This window comes from Lewinella sp. IMCC34183 (assembly GCF_003390915.1).
In the GTDB taxonomy this organism is placed as follows: domain Bacteria; phylum Bacteroidota; class Bacteroidia; order Chitinophagales; family Saprospiraceae; genus Neolewinella.
Genome location: NZ_QMEM01000001.1, coordinates 824696 through 843112, shown reverse-complemented (window position 1 = coordinate 843112; position 18417 = coordinate 824696). Strand labels below are relative to the sequence as shown.

Here is an 18417-nt window from a genome sequence, read left to right as displayed (position 1 = left end):
GATGCCCAAGCAACTCGTCGTCCTCGGAGCCGGAGAATCCGGAGCAAGCGCCGCCCGCCTCGGGCAGCGCGAAGGGTACGCCGTGTTCGTAAGCGACGCGGGTGCCGGCAGCAACCGCTATTTGGCCGAGCTGGATACGGCGGGTATTGCCTACGAGACCGGCGGCCACACCATGAGCCGCCTGCTACAGGCTGACGTAGTAGTGAAGAGCCCCGGGATACCCGATACGGCACCCCCCGTGCGGGAACTCGCCGGGGCGGGGATCCTCGTAGTTTCCGAGATCGAGTTCGCCTACCACCACGCCGACCGGGGCGCCACCATTGTCGGCATCACCGGCAGCAACGGCAAGACCACCACCACGCTGCTCACCCACCACCTGCTGCAACAGGCCGGGGAGAAGGTGCTGGCCGGCGGCAACCTGGGCGACAGCTTCGCCCGCCTGCTGCTGGACGAGGAGCCGCAGGATATCTACGTGCTCGAGCTGAGCAGCTTTCAGCTCGACGGCATAGTCGACTTCCGGCCCGATATCGCCACGGTGCTCAACATCACCCCGGACCACCTCGACCGCTACGGCTACGAACTCGACCGCTACGCCGACAGCAAGCTTCGCATCGGCCGGAACATGCAGGCCGGCGATCACCTGCTGGTACTGCGTGATCCCCAGACCCTGGCACCCGCGCTCCGCCGCAACCCCTCCCGCGCCGCGGTCACCGAGGTGGTTCCCGAAACGGACATCGAGGGCAGCCTGCTGCACGTGGGCCCCTCGACCTTCGACCTGGGCGGCGGCCGCCTCACCGGGCGGCACAACGCCATGAACGCCCTGTTCGCCGTACGCATCGCGAAGCTGCTGGGCGTGAGCGACGAAGAAATACAACTGGCCCTAGACAGCTTCCAGCCGGCGCCCCACCGCATGGAGGTCATCCCGACCACCGACGGACGCACCTGGATAAACGACAGCAAGGCTACCAACGTAGACAGCACCTTCTTCGCCCTGGAGGCCATGGACGGCCCCACCGTCTGGATCGCCGGGGGTACCGACAAGGGCAACGACTACGCCGCCCTCCGCGCGGCGATGGGGGAGAAGGTGCACACCCTGATCTGCCTCGGGGCGGACAACAGCAAGCTGCTTGCGACCTTCGCCGACCTGGAGCGGGTGGTAGAGTGCCGCAGTGCGGAAGACGCCGTGCGGCTGGCCGACGAATACGCGGCCCCGGGCGACCGGGTGCTGCTGAGCCCGGCCTGCGCCAGCTTCGACCTATTCAAGAACTACATGGACCGCGGGGATCAGTTCCGCGACCATGTCCAACGCCTCGCCGCATGAATATCTCTACGCGCATAGCGACCGAACTGCGGGGCGACCGCGTACTATGGGCCATCATCGTGATCCTGTCGCTGGTGTCCATGGTGGCGGTGTACAGTGCCGTGGCGAACCTGGCCTACCGCAACTCCGGCGGGGCCGTAAGCGGGTACCTCTTCAAGCACGCGATCATCCTCGGGTTCGGGCTGGTGGTGATCTACATCGGCCACTTGCTGGCGTATACCAAGTATTCCCGTTGGGCGCCCAGTTTACTGGTGGTGGCCATCACCCTGTTGGTACTGACCCAGGCCTTCGGTACGGAGATTAACGGCGCGCGCCGGTGGCTCACCGTACCCGGCATCAACCTGACGTTTCAGAGTTCCGATTTCGCCAAGCTGGCGCTGATCCTGTTCGTGGCGCGGGCCATCGGGTCGAAGCAGGACGTGATCAAGGATTTCAAGGAAGCCTTCATGCCGATCATCCTGCCGGTGCTGGCGGTGTGTCTGCTCATCGCTCTGAGCGATTTGTCTTCCGCCATCATGCTGTTCGTGATCTGCATCCTGATGATGGTAGTAGGCCGCGTGGCGATGCAGTACATCGTGATGCTCATTCTCTTGGGCATCAGCGTCTTCAGCATCCTGGTCATGGTCGGCGGCAAGTATCCGCAGCTGGTGCCGCGGGCGGCCACCTGGGAGAAGCGCATCGAGACCTACTTCAATCCCGCCGCCGCCAAGGTCGACGACCGCCGGCAGATCACCGGGGCCATGATCGCCATCGCCAACGGGGGCGTGGTCGGCGTGGGACCGGGCAACTCCACCCAGCGGCATACGCTCTACAGTGCGCAGAGTGACTTCATCTACAGCATCATCGTGGAGGAGTACGGGGCCGTGGGGGGCATCCTGCTGATCAGTATCTACCTGCTGTTGTTCTTCCGGGTCATCCGACTGGTGACGCGCAGCAGCAAGGCCTTCGGGGCCATGGTAGCCTTTGGGATCGGCTTGTCGCTGCTCCTGCAGGCCTTCCTCAACATCGCCGTCAACCTGGACCTGCTGCCCGTGACGGGCCTCACGCTGCCGCTCGTCAGCATGGGGGGTACCAGTACCTTGTTCACCTGTATTTCGCTCGGCATCCTGATGTCGGTATCGAAGTACATAGAAGCCGTGACCGCCGATGCAACCTGACCGTGCCCCCAAGTTCGTGATTAGCGGAGGTGGCACCGGAGGCCACATCTTTCCCGCCATCGCCATTGCCGACGAGCTGCGCCGCCTGCGGCCGGACGCCGAGTTCCTGTTCGTAGGAGCGAAGGGCCGTATGGAGATGGAGAAGGTGCCCGCCGCCGGTTACCCGATTGAGGGCCTGTGGATCAGCGGGCTGCAGCGGCGCCTGGCCGTGGACAACCTCAGCTTCCCCGTCAAGGTGCTTAGCAGCCTGTTCCGCTCGCGGACCATCCTGCAGGAATTCCGTCCCGACGCGGTGGTGGGCACGGGCGGCTACGCCGGGGGCCCCGTGCTGTACGCGGCCGCCCGCATGGGTATTCCGACGCTGATCCAGGAGCCCAACGCCTTCGCCGGACTGGCCAACAAGTGGCTGGGCGGCAAGGTGGACAAGGTGTGCGTGGCCTTCGGGGGCATGGCTGAGTTCTTTCCCGCCGATAAGCTCGTCATTACCGGCAATCCGGTGCGCGAGCAGCTGCTTGACCGCGCCCGCGAGCTGCCGGGTGACGCGCGGCCCACCGTACTGCTGATGGGCGGCTCGGGCGGGGCCCGCTCCCTCAACGAGGCTATGGCCGCAAGCACCGACCAACTGGCGGCGCGCCCGCAGGTGCAGTGGGTGTGGCAGTGCGGCAAGCACTACCTGGACCAGTTCCGCGACTGCGCCAGCGCCCGATTGCCGAACGTCACCATCTCGGCCTTTCTGGACAAGATGGACGAAGCCTACGCCAACGCGGACGTGGTCATCGGGCGGGCCGGGTCCACCACCATCGCCGAAATTGAATACCTGGGCAAGCCCGCCATTCTGGTGCCTTCCCCCTGGGTAGCCGAGGATCACCAAACCAAGAACGCCGAAGCGCTGACCCGGGCCGACGCGGCCCTGCTGGTCGCGGACGATCGCGTGAGCCAGGACCTGGTGCGGACCGCCCTGGAACTACTCGACGACGACAATCGCCGGCGAAAGCTCGGCGACAACGCCCGTGCGCTGGCGAAGCCCGGGGCCGTACACCGCATCGCCACGGAAGTCCTGAACCTAATTTCCTCGCCCACAAAAAATTCCCTACATGCGGCTGTCTGACGTCAAGCGGGTATACTTCATCGGGATCGGCGGCATCGGCATGTCGGCACTCGCCCGCTATTTCCGCTACCGGGGCGTGCCGGTGACGGGCTACGACCGTACGCAGACCGACCTGACCCGGCGCCTCGAGGCGGAGGATATGGATATTCACTACCACGCCGCCCCCGAGCTGCTGCCCCCGCCGGCGGACGATCTGCTGGTCGTCTACACGCCGGCCATCGCGACGGACTTTCCCGAATTGATGAAGGCGCGCGAAGGTGGCTATACCCTGCTGAAGCGCTCGGAGGTGCTGGGGCTCATCAGCCGGGACATGCGCTGCGTCGGCGTGGCCGGCACCCACGGCAAGACCACCACCACTACCATCACGACCTACCTGATGGTGACCGCCGGCCTGGATCCATCGGCTTTTCTGGGCGGAATTGCCCGGGACTTTGACGGCAACTACGTGCACGGCGACAGCGACTGGGTAGTGGTGGAGGCCGATGAGTACGACCGTAGCTTCCTGCGGCTCACCCCCGAGATCGCCGTGGTGCTGTCCACCGATCCGGACCACCTGGATATCTACGGAGACCACGGGCAGATGTTGGAAACCGGCTTCCGGGCCTACGCCCGCAAGATCCGGCCGGGCGGGCAGCTCGTGGTCCGCTACGACATCGAAGAGCACTTCAGCGGGCTGGAAAACGTGATGGTATCGACCTTCGGCATTGGCCGCGGAGACTTCTGCGCCCAGAACATTCACGTACGCGACGGCGCTTTTCACTTCGACCTGCGCGAGCCCGACGGCCACCTTATTACCGACCTGCGGACCTCCCTGCCGGGGCGGCACAACGTAGAGAATGCCATAGCGGCCTGCGCCGTGACCCGGTTGGCGGGCGGCGACGAGGATCACCTCCGGGCGGGGCTGGCCAACTTCCAGGGTATTGCCCGCCGCTTCGAGACCGTGTTGAAGAACGGGTCGCTCGTAATCATCGACGACTACGCCCACCACCCGACGGAGCTGACCGCGGCCATCACGGCGGCCCGGGAACTGTACCCCAACCGTACGATCCGCGGCGTCTTTCAGCCCCACTTGTTCAGCCGGACGCAGGACTTCGCGGCGGGCTTCGCCCGCGCGCTCGACCTGCTGGACGAGGCCATCATCATCCCCATCTACCCGGCCCGGGAAAAGCCGATCGAGGGAGTCACGAGCCAGCTGGTCTACGGATTGATGAAGAACGAAAAGCGGCGCCTCCTCAGCGAAGTACAGATGCTGGAGGCGACCGCGGAACTTAAAGATGGCGTCCTGCTGTTGCTCGGAGCGGGCGACATCGACGCCCTGGTGCCGCGCGTAGTCGCCCAGCACCGCAAACCGCAGAAGCATGACCACTAAACGACCGGCCGGCGCGATCAGCCGGTTTTTCGCGGGCATTTTCATTGCGATCCGGGTCTACGGGTGGATCTTCGTAGCCCTGGCCGTCGCGGTACTTGCCGTATCGGCCATCACCGAACGGGAGGCCACGCACATCCAGGCCATCCGGCCCGAGGTACGCCCGCTGGCCGACAACGCCAACCTCGTGGAGGCCGACGAGCTGCTGGCCCTGCTGGCTACCAGCTTTACCAAACCGCTCGACGAACTGCGGCTTTCGGACATCGACGTCGAGCGCGTGGAGGAGGTACTGGAGGAACAGGCCTTCGTCGGCGACGCCGAAGCCTACGTCGATAACGATCTGGTACTGAACATCACCGTCGATCAGCGGGTACCCCTGCTGCGCATCATCGCCGACAACGGGCAGAACTACTACCTGGATCGCGAGGGCGTACGGCTCCCCCTCAGCGCGAACCACACCGTACGGGTGCCGGTGGTGACGGGCAACGTGGTGCCGTGGTCCGACGACTATGCCGAGCAGCCGAACCACCAGCTCGCACAACTTATGGAATTGGGCGGTTTCCTGCGGGCCGACGACTTCCTGGCGGCGCTGATCGAACAGATCAACGTCACCGATTCCGGAGAGCTTGTGCTGGCCCCGAAAGTGGGCGACCAGGTCATTTACCTGGGGCGCTACGACCCGAAAATTACCCTCGAGCGCCTGCAGCGGCTCAAGACATTTTACCGCGAAGGACTTCCCTACGAGGGCTGGCGGAAGTACCGAAGCTTTGACCTGCGCTACGCCGATCAGGTAGTAGCCAAAAAGATCTAACCACCATATTTTAGGAGTGGAATGACCCTACCCACTCCTTCACGTTTCGCTAAATAATTGGATATAATGACTGATACCACTCAAATACAAACCATTGCCGCACTCGACATCGGCACCACCAAGGTATGTGCCCTGGTCGGCAGGCGCGACCAGCACGGTCGCGTAGAAATTCTCGGTACCGGGAAGGTCGAATCGGAGGGCGTCATGCGCGGCGTCGTCTCCAATATTGAGAAAACGGTTCGCGCCATCTCGGAAGCCCGTCGGCTGGCCGAGCAGGCTAGTGGCGCGACCATTGACACCGTCCACGTAGGCATCGCCGGACAGCACATCAAGTCGCTGCAGCACCGCGGCATGCTGATGCGCGACAACACCCACTCGGAGATCGGCCAGCGGGATATCGACCGCCTGATCGCCGACATGCACAAACTCGTGTTGCCCCCGGGCGACAAGATTCTACACGTGATCCCCCAGGAATATACCGTCGACAACGAGCAGGGCATCGTTGATCCGATCGGCATGTCGGGATCGAAACTGGAGGCTAACTTTCACATCATTACCGGCCAGATCACCGCCAGTAACAACATCAACCGCTGCGTGGAGCGGGCCGGGCTGCACATGGCTAACGTGACGCTCGAACCGATCGCCAGCGCGGCATCCGTACTGTACGAAGATGAGAAGCACGCGGGCGTAGCCCTCGTTGATATCGGAGGTGGTACCACCGACATCACCATCTTCCAGGAAGGCATCATCCGCCACACCGCCGTCATCCCCTTCGGCGGACACGTGATCACCAAGGACATCAAAGCCGGCTGTACCGTCATGGAGCAGCACGCCGAAAAGCTGAAGGTCAACTACGGCAGCGCCCTGGCCAGCGAGATGTACGAGAACCGGGTCATCGTCATTCCGGGGCTCCGGGGCCGCGAGCCCAAGGAAATCGGGGAGAAGAACCTCGCCCTCATCATCCAGGCGCGGGCCGAGGAAATCCTCGACCACGTTATGTGGGAGATCCGCCGCGCCGGCTTCGACGGCAGCCAGCTCATCGGCGGCATCGTACTTACCGGCGGCGGCGCGCTGTTGCGGGACTTCGACAAGCTCACCGAGTTACACACCGGTATGAGCGCCCGGATCGGATCGCCCGTCGAGCACCTGGCGCACGGCTACACCGAAAAACTCACCAGCCCCATCTACGCTACCGGCGTAGGCCTGCTGCTGCAGGGTTTCGCTGATATCGACGCCGGACGCGTCACCCCCCGCCCGGTCAAAAAGGAAGAGCCCGTAACGGAGCAGGAACTCGAAGAACAGATCAAGGAAGAGGCCAACAGCCCCAGCTGGTTCGACAACGTATTCAAGCGAACCAAGGAATGGTTCGAAGCTGAGCCGGACCGCGACTTCTAGACCTACCTGCGAGACCATCTATCAACAACCATCCCGGAGTACGCTCCGGACTCAAGAATATAACCATGACTATTGACTTTCCACAGGGGGAATCCCCCATCATCAAAGTAATCGGCGTCGGCGGCGGCGGCAGCAACGCCGTGAATCACATGTACAACCAGGGCATCGTCGGGGTCGACTTTGCCATCTGTAACACCGACCACCAAGCCATGGAGTTGAGCAACGTACCGACCAAGGTGCAGCTCGGCCCCAACCTCACCGAAGGCCGCGGAGCGGGCAGCAAACCGAACGTGGGCAAGCTCGCCTGCGAGGAGAGTATCGAGGAGGTAAAAAAATACCTCGACAACAACTGCCGCATGCTTTTCGTCACCGCCGGCATGGGCGGTGGTACGGGTACCGGAGCCGCTCCCATCATCGCCCGTACCGCACGGGAGATGAATATCCTAACGGTGGGTATCGTGACCCTGCCCTTCACCTTCGAAGGACGCCGGCGTGCCAACAACGGCATGGACGGACTCCAGGAACTGAAGGACAACGTGGACACCCTCATTGTGATCTCCAACGACAAGCTCCGGCAGATCCACGGCAACCTGAACCTCAGCGAGGCCTTTTCCAAGGCCGATAATATCCTGACCACCGCGGCCAAGGGCATCGCGGAGATCATCACCGTAGCCGGCTACGTCAACGTCGACTTCGAGGACGTCAACACCGTCATGCGCGACAGCGGCGTGGCGATCATGGGTACCGCCAGCGCCGACGGCGACGACCGCGCCCGCGTGGCCGTCGACCAGGCACTCCATAGCCCCCTGCTCGAGGACAACGACATCCGCGGAGCCAACCACATCCTGCTCAACATCACCAGCGGTACCCGTGAAGTGACGATGGACGAGATCTTCGAGATCACGGAGTTCGTACAGGAAGAGGCGGGCTACGGCACCGACCTGATCTGGGGTAACTGCTTCGACGAGGCGCTGGGCGACAAGATCAGCGTCACGGTAATCGCTACCGGCTTCGGTGACAAGAAGGCCGCCAACCGTAACGTGGCGCCCGAACGGCAGATCGTACACCTCGACGAGGAAAAGGACGCCCCCAAGGCACCCCGCCGCAGCTCCCTGGAGGAGATTACCGGTGAGACCGATCCCGCGGGCTACGGCAAGCCGGCCCAGTCGAACACCTTCGAATTCGAGGATATGGAAGAAGCCAAGGCCCGGCTGCGGGCCCGCCGCCGCGACGGGGGCAGCTTCACCCAGAACTTCATGCAGGAAGAGGAGGACGCCCGCCGCGAGGCCCAGCGCCGCGAGATGGAAATCCGCGACCAGGAGCGCCGCGAGGCCCTGCGCCAGCGTACCGAGCTGCCCAAGCTGAGCAACCCCAAAGTGGTCAACGAGCTGGAAAACCAGCCCGCCTACCTGCGCCGCAACATTCAGCTCGACAATACCAAGCCCAGCAGCGACCAGCACGACCTGAGCCGCTGGAATATTACCGACGACGAGGACGTCCCGCTGCGCCGCAACAACTCCTTTCTGCACGACAACGTCGACTAATTAGTACTAAAGAGTTTTCGTCTATTATATCCTGTTAACGCTGGTGCCACCTGTGCATCAGCCTTAGCAATTCACACCGTTTTAGCTTTGGAAGCGGGTAGCGAGGGGTCAATCTCGCTGCCCGCATTTTTTTGCCGGTTGGTGCATAAAGACGTCTCTGGCCAGACTTCACGAGCCAACTGCCCTTGACTGAAAAGCCGGTTGCCGGCAATCTACCGGGAGTACTTAGTGACCCAAGGCGGCGGCGCGCAGGTGCAGGGCCTACGAACGCTCCCAAGCTCGGGTGACATCCATACGTACACAAAATTGAAATCAACGAATGTCTGGTTGACTCTTATTCATAGTATTGATGGGTTTTGGCTTCTTTACCTGCTCCGGTGACGACGACCTTTCCGAGCTGCAATCGATTCGCGACGCCCTTACGGCACTGGCCGAAACTGCACTCCCGCGCTAGACAGCGATCCACGGTACCCGCTCCGGCCTTACGGGGATCGGCAGGAATGCTTCGTTTTCCCGGCTAAGGCTTACCTTAGGCCACTCCCCATGAAGAAGAAAGCAGTAACGATATACGACATCGCGCAGCGATTGAACATCAGCCCGTCCACGGTATCCCGCGGACTTCGCAACGACGAACGTATCAATAAGGAAACCCGCCGCCTCATTAGCAAGACCGCCAGGGAACTGAATTACCACCCCAACCGCGTGGCGGCCGGGCTGCGTGGGGGGGCTACCGGCACCATCGGGGTGATCGTTCCCCGCATCAGCCGCAGCTTCTTCGCAACCGCCATCAGTGCCATTCAGCGGGTAGCGCGCAGCCGTGGCTTACAGGTCATCATTACCCAAAGCGACGAGCGGCTGGAGCGGGAAATGGAAAGCGTAGCGGCACTCACCTCCGCCCGGGTAGACGGTATCATTGCGAGTATCTCGGAGGAAACCGCGCAGACCACCCATTTCCAGGAGTTGCTTCGGCGGCAGTTTCCGCTCGTATTCTTCGACCGGGTGGTGCAGGACGTACCGGTCCACCGGGTCGTGCTGGATGACTTCCAGTCGGCGCGCCGGGCCGTGGCCCACCTCGTGGAGGGCGGAGCCAGCCGGATCGCCTATTTCGGGGGGTCCCAGAACCTCAACGTGTACCGCGATCGCTACGCGGGGTACCGTTCGGCCCTGGCGGAGGCCGGTCTCTCGCAGGTAGATGCCTTCGTAAATCACAACTGCCTGACCGAGGAACGGGGCGCCGAGGAGCTGGCGAAGATGTTCACCCACGCCAACCCCCCCGATGCGGTGCTGGCTACGTCTGATTTTGTGGCTCTCGGTGTCCTCACCTACTGCCGTGAGCGGGGAATTTCCATTCCCGAGCAGATGCGGGTGGTGGGGTTCGCGAACGAACCGTTCACCCGCCTTACGGAGCCGGCCCTCAGCAGTGTCGAGCAGTTCAGCGACCGCATGGGTACCCTTGCCGCGGAATTACTGCTGCGGCTGATTGACGACGGGGAAAAGCTTCCGGGATTTCAGGAGATCGTGGTATCCGGTGAGTTGAAGATTCGCACGTCTTCCCTCGTTCATGCCGCGGCAACTACGAACAAAACATAGGCGGGCCGACCTTTAGTTGTAACACCTACTGAGGGATTCATTCCTAAACCCCGCTACTTACCGGGTCAACGACCTACTGTTTTCAACCCGGATTTACTCACCGGATATGTAAAAGCCCCCCGTCAACACGTTGGCGGGGGGCTTTCTGTTTTAGCTGAAGGAAGGATCGCTAGTTCAGCGTGTATTCCAGGGTAATGTTGGTGTCGAGCACTTTGGAGATCGGGCAATTGACCTTCGCGTCGTTGATGATCTTGTCGAATTCGTCTTTTTCGATACCATCTACGCGGGCCTTTACCTTAAGGTGGCTCTCCTTGATGGTCTGATCCTGAAAGTCTACCGAACAGTCCGTTTGCAGTTCGGTAGCGGTGTACCCGGCTTCTCCGAGCTTGGCACTGAGGGCCATCGTGAAGCAGCCGGAGTGGGCAGCGGCGATCAGTTCTTCCGGGTTGGTACCCTTGCCGTTCTCGAAGCGACTGTTGTAGGAGTAGGAGGTGTGCTCCAGTACGGTACTCTTAGTGGTTAGGTGGCCCGAGCCTTCCTTTACGGAGCCCTGCCAGACGGCGGTTGCGGTGCGTTTCATGGTAGTTGTTTTGTACCAGCCTTACGAGTGGATCGGTCCTTTTGTTCATAGCCTTACCTTCGCCGCATGAAGAATGCAGTAGTCACCGGCGGAAACCGCGGACTGGGCCGGGAAGTGGTCCGGCAGTTGGCAGAGGAAGGGTACCGCGTCGTGCTGACCAGCCGGTCGGCGGCGGGTCGCGACGTCGCCGAAGCGTTCCGGGCGGGGGGGCTCTCGGTCGACTTTCACCCCTGCGACGTCGCCGACCCGCGGAGCATCGACGAACTGGCTGCCTACCTGCGGGAGACCTGGGGCACCGTCCACGTGCTCGTCAACAATGCCGGCATTCACTACGATACCTACCAGACCACGCTCGATGCGGACCTGGCGATCGTAGAGGAGGCCCTGCAGGTAAATACGCTCGGCCCCTGGCGGATGGTCAAGGCCCTGCACGCCCTGTTCTCGCGAGCCGGAGACGGGCGTATCGTTAACGTATCCAGTTCCAGCGGCTCCTTCGTCAATTCCTGGCCCGGAACGCCCGCGTACGCGGTGTCCAAGACGGCCCTGAACATGCTGACCGTTAAGCTCGCTGCCGACCTGAGCGACGACAACATCCTCGTCAACGCCGTGTGCCCCGGGTGGGTACGGACACGCATGGGCGGACCGGAAGCGGAGCGGGACGTATCGGAAGGCGCGCGCAGTATTTGCTGGGCGGTCAATCTGCCGGACGGCGGTCCGACGGGTGGCTTTTTTAAGGACGGTGAGCCGGTGGAGTGGTAGCCTCTTCCCCCGGGGGTGTCCGGTACACAACGCTGACCAGCAAGGCGTGGGGAAGGGTGATCAGCGAAACAAGGATGAACAGGTGACTCAGGGGCAGCGCCGTGCCGTCGGCTTGACGCAGTACGAACCAGTACACCAGCGCGAGCGTCACGAAGGCCCCCAATGTCAGTGGCAGCAGCTGCAGCAGATAGGTTGAGAGGCGCCCGGAGAGGGAATGCTGTCGGAGGTACAGCCACTGATCCCGTGCGGCCGGCAAGGAATGCCAGAGTAAAAAGTATATGGCGAAGCCGAGCAGCAGGTCCACGGAGAGGAAAACGGCCGCGAGGAGGGCGAGATCCAGCAATCGCTCGTAGTCGTCGCACCGGATAGCCACCGCTCCCACCGAAAGAACGAACAGGGAAGGCAAATACGCCGTCACCCACCCCGGTAGGTCCGGGGAGAAGCCGATCATCCCCGCGATGACCGGTTGGGCCTGCGCGAAATGCCCCAGCACCGGGAAGCCCAGCACGAAAAGCCCCCACAGCAATTGCTCGACTGGATCACCCGCCCGTGACTGACCGAAGTGGTACACCGAAACCGCCAGGAACAGTATCAGCGCCAGCAGGGGAACCAACAGCCAGAGCAAGGCATAGGCGGCAATCAGTAACAGGTAGTAAGCAGAAAAGCGAAGGCTCCACGAAGTACCGGTGCCGGCGTGCTGGCTGCGGTAAATGAGGTGGTCGGCCGCTCCGTGCGGAATACCCAGGGCCACCAGAATCAGCGCCACGACCGCGCCACCTCCGGAGGGAGCGAGCAGGAGCACGGTCAGGGTCAGGCCGCGGATGATCCACGGCAGGGGACGCAATCGGGTGGTGGAAGTATTCAGGGGACGGGGGGTACCTCAGGTGTTTGGATGGGTCCGCCGGGGTTAAGACGGGCAAGAACGGACAAATTGAGTACAATTACAACGAATTGTGCGTTATTATCGCATCAGCCTGCTGAATTGTTCAGGCTTGACCTATGGCCGGCAGACCGTCTGCTGACCGGCCACTCCCTTACCGGTGGAGGGTTGCGTAGTCGTAGCCTTCCTCACGGCTCATGATCTGCGCCAACTGGGTAAGCAGAATCCCGTAGATCACTTTCGAAACGATATCGGCTACCGTGTAGGTCATCTGCCGGGCAACAATGCCGGTTTCGTTGAAGAAGCCGCCCTCGATGCCCAGCAGGTGCGGCATCAGGTAGGCTCCCGGATAGAGAAACCAGGACACGAGGAAGACGATCCAGATGCGGTTCAGGACCGCGCGGGCCGGCTCGGAGAGGCCTTCCTTTCCCTCCTTGATGACCCGGTTCATAACCCAGAGTACGTGCAGGAAAAACACGGTAGAGATCGCGCCCCACACGAAAAAGGCGGTAAGGTTGGTCACCTCGTAGTACTGCCCGACGTAGCCGGTCAGGATCATCAAGACGCCCGAAAACCAGAACTGATTGCGGATACTGCTGAAACTGCTCTTGGTCAGGGATACCACGAACAGGATCTGGAACAGCAGCATGGGTACATCGATCAGCCAGTTCAGGTACCGGTATCCGTTGTTGAACAGATCGTCGCCCGTGGCGAGGACGTACTTGCCGCTCTCCAGGTCGAAGTTGAAGGTGTTGTTCCAGTTCTGTGACTGCACGTAGAGCAGGAGAAATGCGGACACCATCACCACCCCGGACAACACCGAGGAGATGCGAAAGCGGGGGGCGGAATACCGGGTAGTGACCACGAAGTAGAACAGGGCGGCCAGCATTACTGCATAACCGAGCGTGAGGCAGTGGGCCACCATCTGGTAGGCCATCTCGGAGATTCCGTCCCGCAGGGCGACGTAATTTTCAAAGTTTGCATTTCCTAGCTGGTCCATATCACGTGTGTTGCTTGTATCGGTTAAATTCAGTTAGGCAAAATTTGTTGCGGAGACGCGTTGTTACCTGAATTAGCCGGAATCCACTAGATCGGCGCAACTAAATTCGGTTCTCTTCCCTTTCAGCGGGTGTGAACCTGTACCGCACCAAGGCGACGCCCCTGCAGAAGCTGCTGATCGGCTACTTCGTGCTGCTCGCGGTGGGGTGTGGGGCGCTCAGCCTGAATATCTGCACTTCACAATCGCTCTCCTGGCTGGACTCCTGCTTCACGGCAACCTCGGCGCTGACGACGACCGGCCTCACGACCCTCAACGTGGCCGATACCTATTCCTTCACGGGGCAGGTCGTAATCCTGCTGCTGATCCAGGTAGGGGGGCTGGGGTATATGTCGCTGGCCGGCTGGCTCCTCATGGATAGCCCTTACGGGGTAAAGTCGCCCGATCGGGAAGAGGCGGAGATGGTAGAGAATGATTACACCGTACCCGAGGGCTCCGACCACCGCACGTTCCTGATCAAGCTCCTCTGGTTCACGGTCGCGTGCGAGCTCATCGGCGGTATCGTGCTGTCGTTCGCCTTTTCCGCCCACGGAGAGAGTATGCCGGTCTGGAAGGGCATCTTCATCGCGGTCAGCGCTTTCTGCACCGCGGGATTCCACCTCTTTACCGACAGCCTGCAGGGCTTCACGGACAGTGTTGCGGTCAACGTGACCGTCTCCCTGCTCAGCCTGGCCGGTTCGTTCGGCTTCCTCTTCTTCGTGGACGTCTACGACCGGCTGCGGGGTACGACCGAGCGGCTGGGCATCACGACCCGGGTGATACTGCTGGTCATGTCCGTCAGCCTGGTGGGCGTGACGGCGACGCTGCTCCTCTACGATCCCTACTTCCGGGGCGGCGGTCGCTGGCAGCAGGACCTCATGGCGGGAGCATTTCAGGCCGTAAGCACCATCTCCACCACGGGCTTCAGCACCGTGCCCATCGACCGCCTGAGTGCCGCCAGCTACCTGTTGCTGACGGTCTTCATGTTCATCGGGGCGTCCCCCTCGGGTACGGGTGGCGGCATCAAGAACACCACGGCCGCCACGGGGGTGGCCTACGTCGTATCGGTCGTGCGCCGCCGGCGCGACGTGGTGCTGCTCGGGGCCCGGCTCACCCAACAGCGGGTCCACCTGGCGGTGGCCCTGTTGATTGCCAACCTGATCGCAGTGGTCACGGCGGGTTTCGTGCTGCTCGTTCGCACGCCCGACGATAGCCTGGCCCCCATCTTTGAGGTGGTCTCCGCCCTCGGAACGGTAGGGCTCTCGCTGGGTACGACGGGGGAAGTGGGCCCGTCCGGGAAGGTGCTCCTGATGGTGCTGATGATTCTCGGGCGATTAGGTACACTGTCCGTGATCATGGCCGTCTTCGGCCATTCGCCGCAATCCGGTGAGGTGGCCGACCCCGGTGACGGGCAGGACGGGGATATTGCGATTGAGGGGTAGGCCCCGCACCCGCGCCGCGCCGCCTAGAATCCGAACTGAGCCGGGAGCCAGGTGCTGAGGCCCGGCACGAGCGTCACGATCAGCAGGGCGACGAGCATAGCTACGAAAAAGGGCAGCATCGGGCGGACGACCTTCTGGATCGTCGTACCGGCCACGCCAACTCCTACGAAGAGTACCGCACCCACCGGGGGGGTACAGAGACCGATGCAGAGGTTGAGGATCATGATGATGCCGAAGTGAACCGGATCGATGCCGATCTGCTGCGCGACCGGCAGGAAGATCGGGGTGAAGATCAGTACGGCCGGCGTCATGTCCATGAACACGCCCACGAAGAGCAGGATTAGGTTGATGATGATCATGATCACGATCGGGTTATCGCTGGTCGCCAGCAGGAAGCTGGTGATGTCCTGGGGAATGTTCTCGAAGGCCATGATCCAGGACATCGAGATGGACGTGGCGATCAGGATCATGACGATCGAGGTGGTCCCGACTGCGTTGAGGAAGACCTGCGGTAAGTCCTTCAGCTTGACTTCCCGATAAATAAAACTCAGTCCCAGGCAGTACAGCACCGCGGCGGCCGAGGCCTCCGTGGCGGTGAAAACGCCGGCAACGATGCCGCCAATGACGATAACGAGCAGCAGCAGGCTCGGAAGCGCCCCGACGAAGGTGCGGCCGATCTCACCGAGGGAGAAGGTGCCCCGCGTGGTGTACCCCTTTCGCTTGGAGATGATGGCGGCCACGATCATAAGCAGCAGGCCCACCAGCAGGCCCGGGATGTAGCCCGCCAGAAAGAGCGCCGCGATGCTGACGCCGCCGCTGGCGAGGCTGTAGACGATGAGGATATTGCTCGGCGGAATAATCAGCCCCGTGGTAGAAGAGGTGATATTGACGGCCGCGGAGAACTCCTTACTGTAGCCTTCTTTTTCCATGGCCTTGCCCACGGTTTCCCCGATGGCCGACGCCGCGGCCGCCGCCGAGCCGGCGATGGCCCCGAAGAGCATCGCTGCGATGACGTTGACGTGCGCCAAGCCGCCCGGAAGGCCGCCCACTAATGAGCGGGCAAAGGCAATGAGCCGGCGGGCGATGCCACCCTGGTTCATGATCTGCCCGGCCAGAATGAAGAAGGGGATAGCCAGCAGACTGAAACTGTCGAGGCCGGTAGCGGTCTGCTGGGCCACGGTGGTCAGCGCCGGAAGGGTAGGGATGCTCACCAGCATCGTCACGGTGGCGCTGATGCCGATACACCAGGCAATGGGCATGCCCAGACCGATCAGAACGACGAAGGTGAGTACGAGGATGGCGACTTCCATCAGGTGGCTTTAAAGTCCGACAGGCGGTAGTAGATAATGAGAAGTCCGCTGATCGGCACGACGGAGTAGATGAGCGACATCGGGATGCCCAGGGCCGGGGACCGCTGACCCAGTTCGGCGGTCAGCAGTACGAGGCGGGAACCGCCGAGGACCAGCACCCCGAAGGCGAACAGGATGATCAGCACCGCGATCAACCGCACGGGCTTATTATTCAGCAGGTCGATGGAGAGGTGCAACCGTTGTCCGCTGGCGTAGGCGGCCCCGAGGATACCGATCCAGATGAGGAGGAAGCGGGCCAGTTCTTCGGACCAGCTCGCCTGATTGCTCATGACGTACCGGGTGAAGACCCCCCACAGCACGTCGAGCGTCATAACGGCGAGCATGATCACCAGGGCGTAGCCCAGTACTTTGTCAACCTTATCCTTCATCTTCGGGGGCCATTGCAATGATCTGTTGAATCAGCGAGTACAGCCGCGGCTGACTGCGGTAGCTTTCCAGGATGGGCGCCGTCTGCTCGATGAAGGGGCCCTTGTCCGGGCGGATGATCTGTACGCCTTCGGCTTCTACCTTGGCCAGGGCATCCGCCTCGGCTTCCTGCCAGAGCTCCCGCTGGTAGACCACGGCCTCGTCCGCCGCGGCCTGTAGCCACGACCGTTCCTGCTCGCTGAGCCGCGCCCAGGCTTCGGTGCCGATCATCAGCACGTCGGGGACGGCGGTGTGCTCGTCGAGGGTATAGTACTTGCAGACCTCGTAATGCCGGGAGGTGTAAAAACTGGGCGGGTTGTTTTCCGCACCATCCACGACGCCCTGCTGGAGGGCAGTGTAGAGTTCTCCGTAGGAGATGGGGGTGGGGGAGCCGCCCAGCGCCTGTACCATCGCGATCGCGGTGGCGCTGAGCTGCACGCGGATCTTTTCGCCCTGCAGGTCGGCGGGTACGTTGATGGGGTGGTCCTTGGTGTAGAAGGAGCGCTGTCCGGCGTCGAAGTAGACTAGCCCCCGCAGCCGGAACTCCTCGCTGGCGCTGAGCATTTCCCGGCCCAGGGGGCTGTCCTGAAACTTGTAAATGTGTTCCCGGCCGCGAAATACGTACGGCAGGGAAAGCACGGCGATCTCGGGCGAAAAGTTCTCGAGCACGGCGGCCGAGACCTTAGTCATGTCGAGGCTGCCGATCTGGAGGAGTTCGAGGCACTGCCGCTCGCTGCCCAGCTGGTTGTTGGGGTAGATGCTGATGGTAAGCTCTCCGTTGGACAGCTCGGCCAGCCGCTCGGCCATATAGACCATGCCGAGGTGAACGGGGTGGCCCGTATCCAGTCCGTGGGCCAGCCGCAGGACGCGGTTTCCCTCCAGGTCCTCGGCGCAGCCGCTCAGCAGCAGGGTCAGTAGGCAGCAAATAGACAGTAGCGTTCTCATGCGCGCAGCTCTTTGGCTACTCTGAGGGCCTCCCGCACGCTGTCGGTGAGTTCGGAGAACTTGCCCTCCTTGAGCACCGAGTTGCCGATGAGTTGGGAACCCAGCCCTACGCACACGGCGCCGGCCGAGAACCAGCCTTTCAGGTTGTGGAGTTCGGTGGTCACGCCGCCGGTGGGCATGATGCTAGTCCAGGGTTGGGGACCGCGGATGGCCTTGATGAATTCGGGGCCGTAGACGCTGCCCGGAAAGAGCTTCACGATCTCGCAGCCCAGTTCCTCGGCGCGGCCGATCTCCGTGAGGGTAGCGCAGCCCGGCAGGTAGGGCACCTTACGGCGGTTGCAGACCAGCGCTACGTCTTCCCGCAGCGAGGCGGAGACAATGAAGCTGGCCCCCAGCTGCATGTAGAGGGCAGCGGTGGCCGCATCGTTGACGGAGCCTACGCCCAGGACCATTTCGGGCAGTTCCTGGCGGGCGTAGAGGTTAAGCTCGCGGAAGGTCTCGTGGGCGAAGTCGCCCCGGTTAGTGAATTCCAGCAGGCGGCCACCGGCGTCGTAGCAGGCCTTCAGGACTTGCTTGCCGAGCCCGGCGTCGTGGTGGTAGAAAAGTGGCATGATGCCCTGGTCGTGGATAACAGACAGGGTTTGCAGGCGGGTATGTACGGACATAGGGGTATTGCATGACGAATCCGGAGGCCGGCGCGCCGGCCTC

General features: G+C 62.2%; 17 protein-coding genes. 10 read left to right on the top strand and 7 right to left on the bottom strand.

Translation table 11 applies throughout. The features are described from left to right. The first annotated feature begins 1 nt into the window (after position 1). The 8 genes from murD to DQG19_RS03450 all read left to right on the top strand — a co-directional run bounded on the left by murD (position 2) and on the right by DQG19_RS03450 (position 10292). Complete coding sequence (gene murD, locus DQG19_RS03485) at positions 2–1321, top strand: UDP-N-acetylmuramoyl-L-alanine--D-glutamate ligase (protein ID WP_116124810.1); 1320 nt, start codon at positions 2–4, stop codon at positions 1319–1321. Continuing rightward, complete coding sequence (locus tag DQG19_RS03480) at positions 1318–2478, top strand: FtsW/RodA/SpoVE family cell cycle protein (RefSeq protein ID WP_116124809.1); 1161 nt, start codon at positions 1318–1320, stop codon at positions 2476–2478. Before murD ends, DQG19_RS03480 begins: the two co-directional genes overlap by 4 nt. Beyond that, positions 2468–3586 carry an undecaprenyldiphospho-muramoylpentapeptide beta-N-acetylglucosaminyltransferase gene (gene murG, locus DQG19_RS03475; RefSeq protein WP_116124808.1) on the top strand — a complete coding sequence of 373 codons (1119 nt, stop codon included), beginning with the start codon at positions 2468–2470 and terminating at the stop codon, positions 3584–3586. The genes DQG19_RS03480 and murG overlap by 11 nt, the downstream gene beginning before the upstream one ends. Then, positions 3573–4955 carry a UDP-N-acetylmuramate--L-alanine ligase gene (gene murC, locus DQG19_RS03470; protein WP_116124807.1) on the top strand — a complete coding sequence of 461 codons (1383 nt, stop codon included), beginning with the start codon at positions 3573–3575 and terminating at the stop codon, positions 4953–4955. The genes murG and murC overlap by 14 nt, the downstream gene beginning before the upstream one ends. After that, positions 4945–5763 (top strand): cell division protein FtsQ/DivIB, encoded by an 819-nt coding sequence (locus DQG19_RS03465; RefSeq protein WP_116124806.1) that lies wholly within the window; start codon positions 4945–4947, stop codon positions 5761–5763. Before murC ends, DQG19_RS03465 begins: the two co-directional genes overlap by 11 nt. 66 nt (positions 5764–5829) lie before the next feature. Beyond that, positions 5830–7158 carry a cell division protein FtsA gene (ftsA, locus tag DQG19_RS03460; protein WP_116124805.1) on the top strand — a complete coding sequence of 443 codons (1329 nt, stop codon included), beginning with the start codon at positions 5830–5832 and terminating at the stop codon, positions 7156–7158. Positions 7159–7223: 65 nt separating this feature from the next. After that, a complete protein-coding gene (gene ftsZ, locus DQG19_RS03455) occupies positions 7224–8702 on the top strand; it encodes a cell division protein FtsZ (RefSeq protein ID WP_116124804.1) in 1479 nt (492 codons plus the stop codon). 543 nt (positions 8703–9245) lie between these two features. After that, positions 9246–10292, top strand: coding sequence for a LacI family DNA-binding transcriptional regulator (locus tag DQG19_RS03450; RefSeq protein ID WP_116124803.1), 1047 nt, complete (start codon positions 9246–9248; stop codon positions 10290–10292). Between the two features lie 169 nt (positions 10293–10461). Here the strand turns inward: DQG19_RS03450 and DQG19_RS03445 are convergent, their stop codons facing one another. Then, complete coding sequence (locus tag DQG19_RS03445) at positions 10462–10872, bottom strand: OsmC family protein (RefSeq protein WP_116124802.1); 411 nt, start codon at positions 10870–10872, stop codon at positions 10462–10464. Positions 10873–10938: 66 nt separating this feature from the next. Here DQG19_RS03445 and DQG19_RS03440 point away from each other — a divergent pair, with 66 nt between their 5' ends. Then, positions 10939–11631, top strand: a complete 693-nt coding sequence (locus tag DQG19_RS03440; protein WP_116124801.1) for an SDR family NAD(P)-dependent oxidoreductase — start codon at positions 10939–10941, stop codon at positions 11629–11631. Here DQG19_RS03440 and DQG19_RS03435 read toward each other — a convergent pair. Together DQG19_RS03435 and DQG19_RS03430 are read right to left on the bottom strand one after the other, a co-directional pair. After that, the gene (locus DQG19_RS03435) at positions 11603–12475 is read right to left on the bottom strand and encodes a Brp/Blh family beta-carotene 15,15'-dioxygenase (protein WP_157974291.1); all 873 of its coding nucleotides are present in this window, start codon (positions 12473–12475) and stop codon (positions 11603–11605) included. The genes DQG19_RS03440 and DQG19_RS03435 overlap by 29 nt on opposite strands. Positions 12476–12665: 190 nt before the next feature. Then, positions 12666–13511, bottom strand: coding sequence for a bacteriorhodopsin (locus DQG19_RS03430; RefSeq protein ID WP_116124799.1), 846 nt, complete (start codon positions 13509–13511; stop codon positions 12666–12668). A 131-nt stretch (positions 13512–13642) separates the two neighbouring features. Between DQG19_RS03430 and DQG19_RS03425 the strand changes: the two genes are divergently transcribed. Further along, positions 13643–14989, top strand: coding sequence for a TrkH family potassium uptake protein (locus DQG19_RS03425; RefSeq protein WP_157974290.1), 1347 nt, complete (start codon positions 13643–13645; stop codon positions 14987–14989). A gap of 23 nt (positions 14990–15012) precedes the next feature. On the opposite strand, the gene DQG19_RS03420 is transcribed toward DQG19_RS03425, so the two are convergent. From DQG19_RS03420 to DQG19_RS03405, 4 genes are read right to left on the bottom strand one after another with little or no spacing between them, the layout of a single operon-like run. Continuing rightward, a complete protein-coding gene (locus DQG19_RS03420; RefSeq protein ID WP_116124797.1) occupies positions 15013–16299 on the bottom strand; it encodes a TRAP transporter large permease in 1287 nt (428 codons plus the stop codon). After that, on the bottom strand, positions 16299–16727 hold the full coding sequence (locus tag DQG19_RS03415) for a TRAP transporter small permease (protein WP_116124796.1): 429 nt from the start codon (positions 16725–16727) through the stop codon (positions 16299–16301). The genes DQG19_RS03420 and DQG19_RS03415 overlap by 1 nt, the downstream gene beginning before the upstream one ends. Next, positions 16717–17709 (bottom strand): TRAP transporter substrate-binding protein, encoded by a 993-nt coding sequence (locus tag DQG19_RS03410; protein ID WP_116124795.1) that lies wholly within the window; start codon positions 17707–17709, stop codon positions 16717–16719. The genes DQG19_RS03415 and DQG19_RS03410 overlap by 11 nt, the downstream gene beginning before the upstream one ends. Further along, positions 17706–18374, bottom strand: coding sequence for a bifunctional 4-hydroxy-2-oxoglutarate aldolase/2-dehydro-3-deoxy-phosphogluconate aldolase (locus DQG19_RS03405; protein ID WP_116124794.1), 669 nt, complete (start codon positions 18372–18374; stop codon positions 17706–17708). Before DQG19_RS03405 ends, DQG19_RS03410 begins: the two co-directional genes overlap by 4 nt. Between the last annotated feature and the right edge of the window lie 43 nt (positions 18375–18417).

Excerpts from the sequence above, each read along its gene's own strand:
- DQG19_RS03450 (WP_116124803.1), top strand. The coding sequence starts at position 9,246 with ATGAAGAAGAAAGCAGTAACGATATACGACATCGCGCAGCGATTGAAC.
- DQG19_RS03420 (WP_116124797.1), bottom strand. The coding sequence starts at position 16,299 with ATGGAAGTCGCCATCCTCGTACTCACCTTCGTCGTTCTGATCGGTCTG.
- DQG19_RS03405 (WP_116124794.1), bottom strand. The coding sequence starts at position 18,374 with ATGTCCGTACATACCCGCCTGCAAACCCTGTCTGTTATCCACGACCAG.
- DQG19_RS03410 (WP_116124795.1), bottom strand. The coding sequence starts at position 17,709 with ATGAGAACGCTACTGTCTATTTGCTGCCTACTGACCCTGCTGCTGAGC.
- murD (WP_116124810.1), top strand. The coding sequence starts at position 2 with ATGCCCAAGCAACTCGTCGTCCTCGGAGCCGGAGAATCCGGAGCAAGC.
- ftsA (WP_116124805.1), top strand. The coding sequence starts at position 5,830 with ATGACTGATACCACTCAAATACAAACCATTGCCGCACTCGACATCGGC.
- DQG19_RS03480 (WP_116124809.1), top strand. The coding sequence starts at position 1,318 with ATGAATATCTCTACGCGCATAGCGACCGAACTGCGGGGCGACCGCGTA.
- DQG19_RS03445 (WP_116124802.1), bottom strand. The coding sequence starts at position 10,872 with ATGAAACGCACCGCAACCGCCGTCTGGCAGGGCTCCGTAAAGGAAGGC.
- murG (WP_116124808.1), top strand. The coding sequence starts at position 2,468 with ATGCAACCTGACCGTGCCCCCAAGTTCGTGATTAGCGGAGGTGGCACC.
- DQG19_RS03415 (WP_116124796.1), bottom strand. The coding sequence starts at position 16,727 with ATGAAGGATAAGGTTGACAAAGTACTGGGCTACGCCCTGGTGATCATG.
- DQG19_RS03465 (WP_116124806.1), top strand. The coding sequence starts at position 4,945 with ATGACCACTAAACGACCGGCCGGCGCGATCAGCCGGTTTTTCGCGGGC.
- murC (WP_116124807.1), top strand. The coding sequence starts at position 3,573 with ATGCGGCTGTCTGACGTCAAGCGGGTATACTTCATCGGGATCGGCGGC.
- DQG19_RS03440 (WP_116124801.1), top strand. The coding sequence starts at position 10,939 with ATGAAGAATGCAGTAGTCACCGGCGGAAACCGCGGACTGGGCCGGGAA.
- DQG19_RS03430 (WP_116124799.1), bottom strand. The coding sequence starts at position 13,511 with ATGGACCAGCTAGGAAATGCAAACTTTGAAAATTACGTCGCCCTGCGG.
- ftsZ (WP_116124804.1), top strand. The coding sequence starts at position 7,224 with ATGACTATTGACTTTCCACAGGGGGAATCCCCCATCATCAAAGTAATC.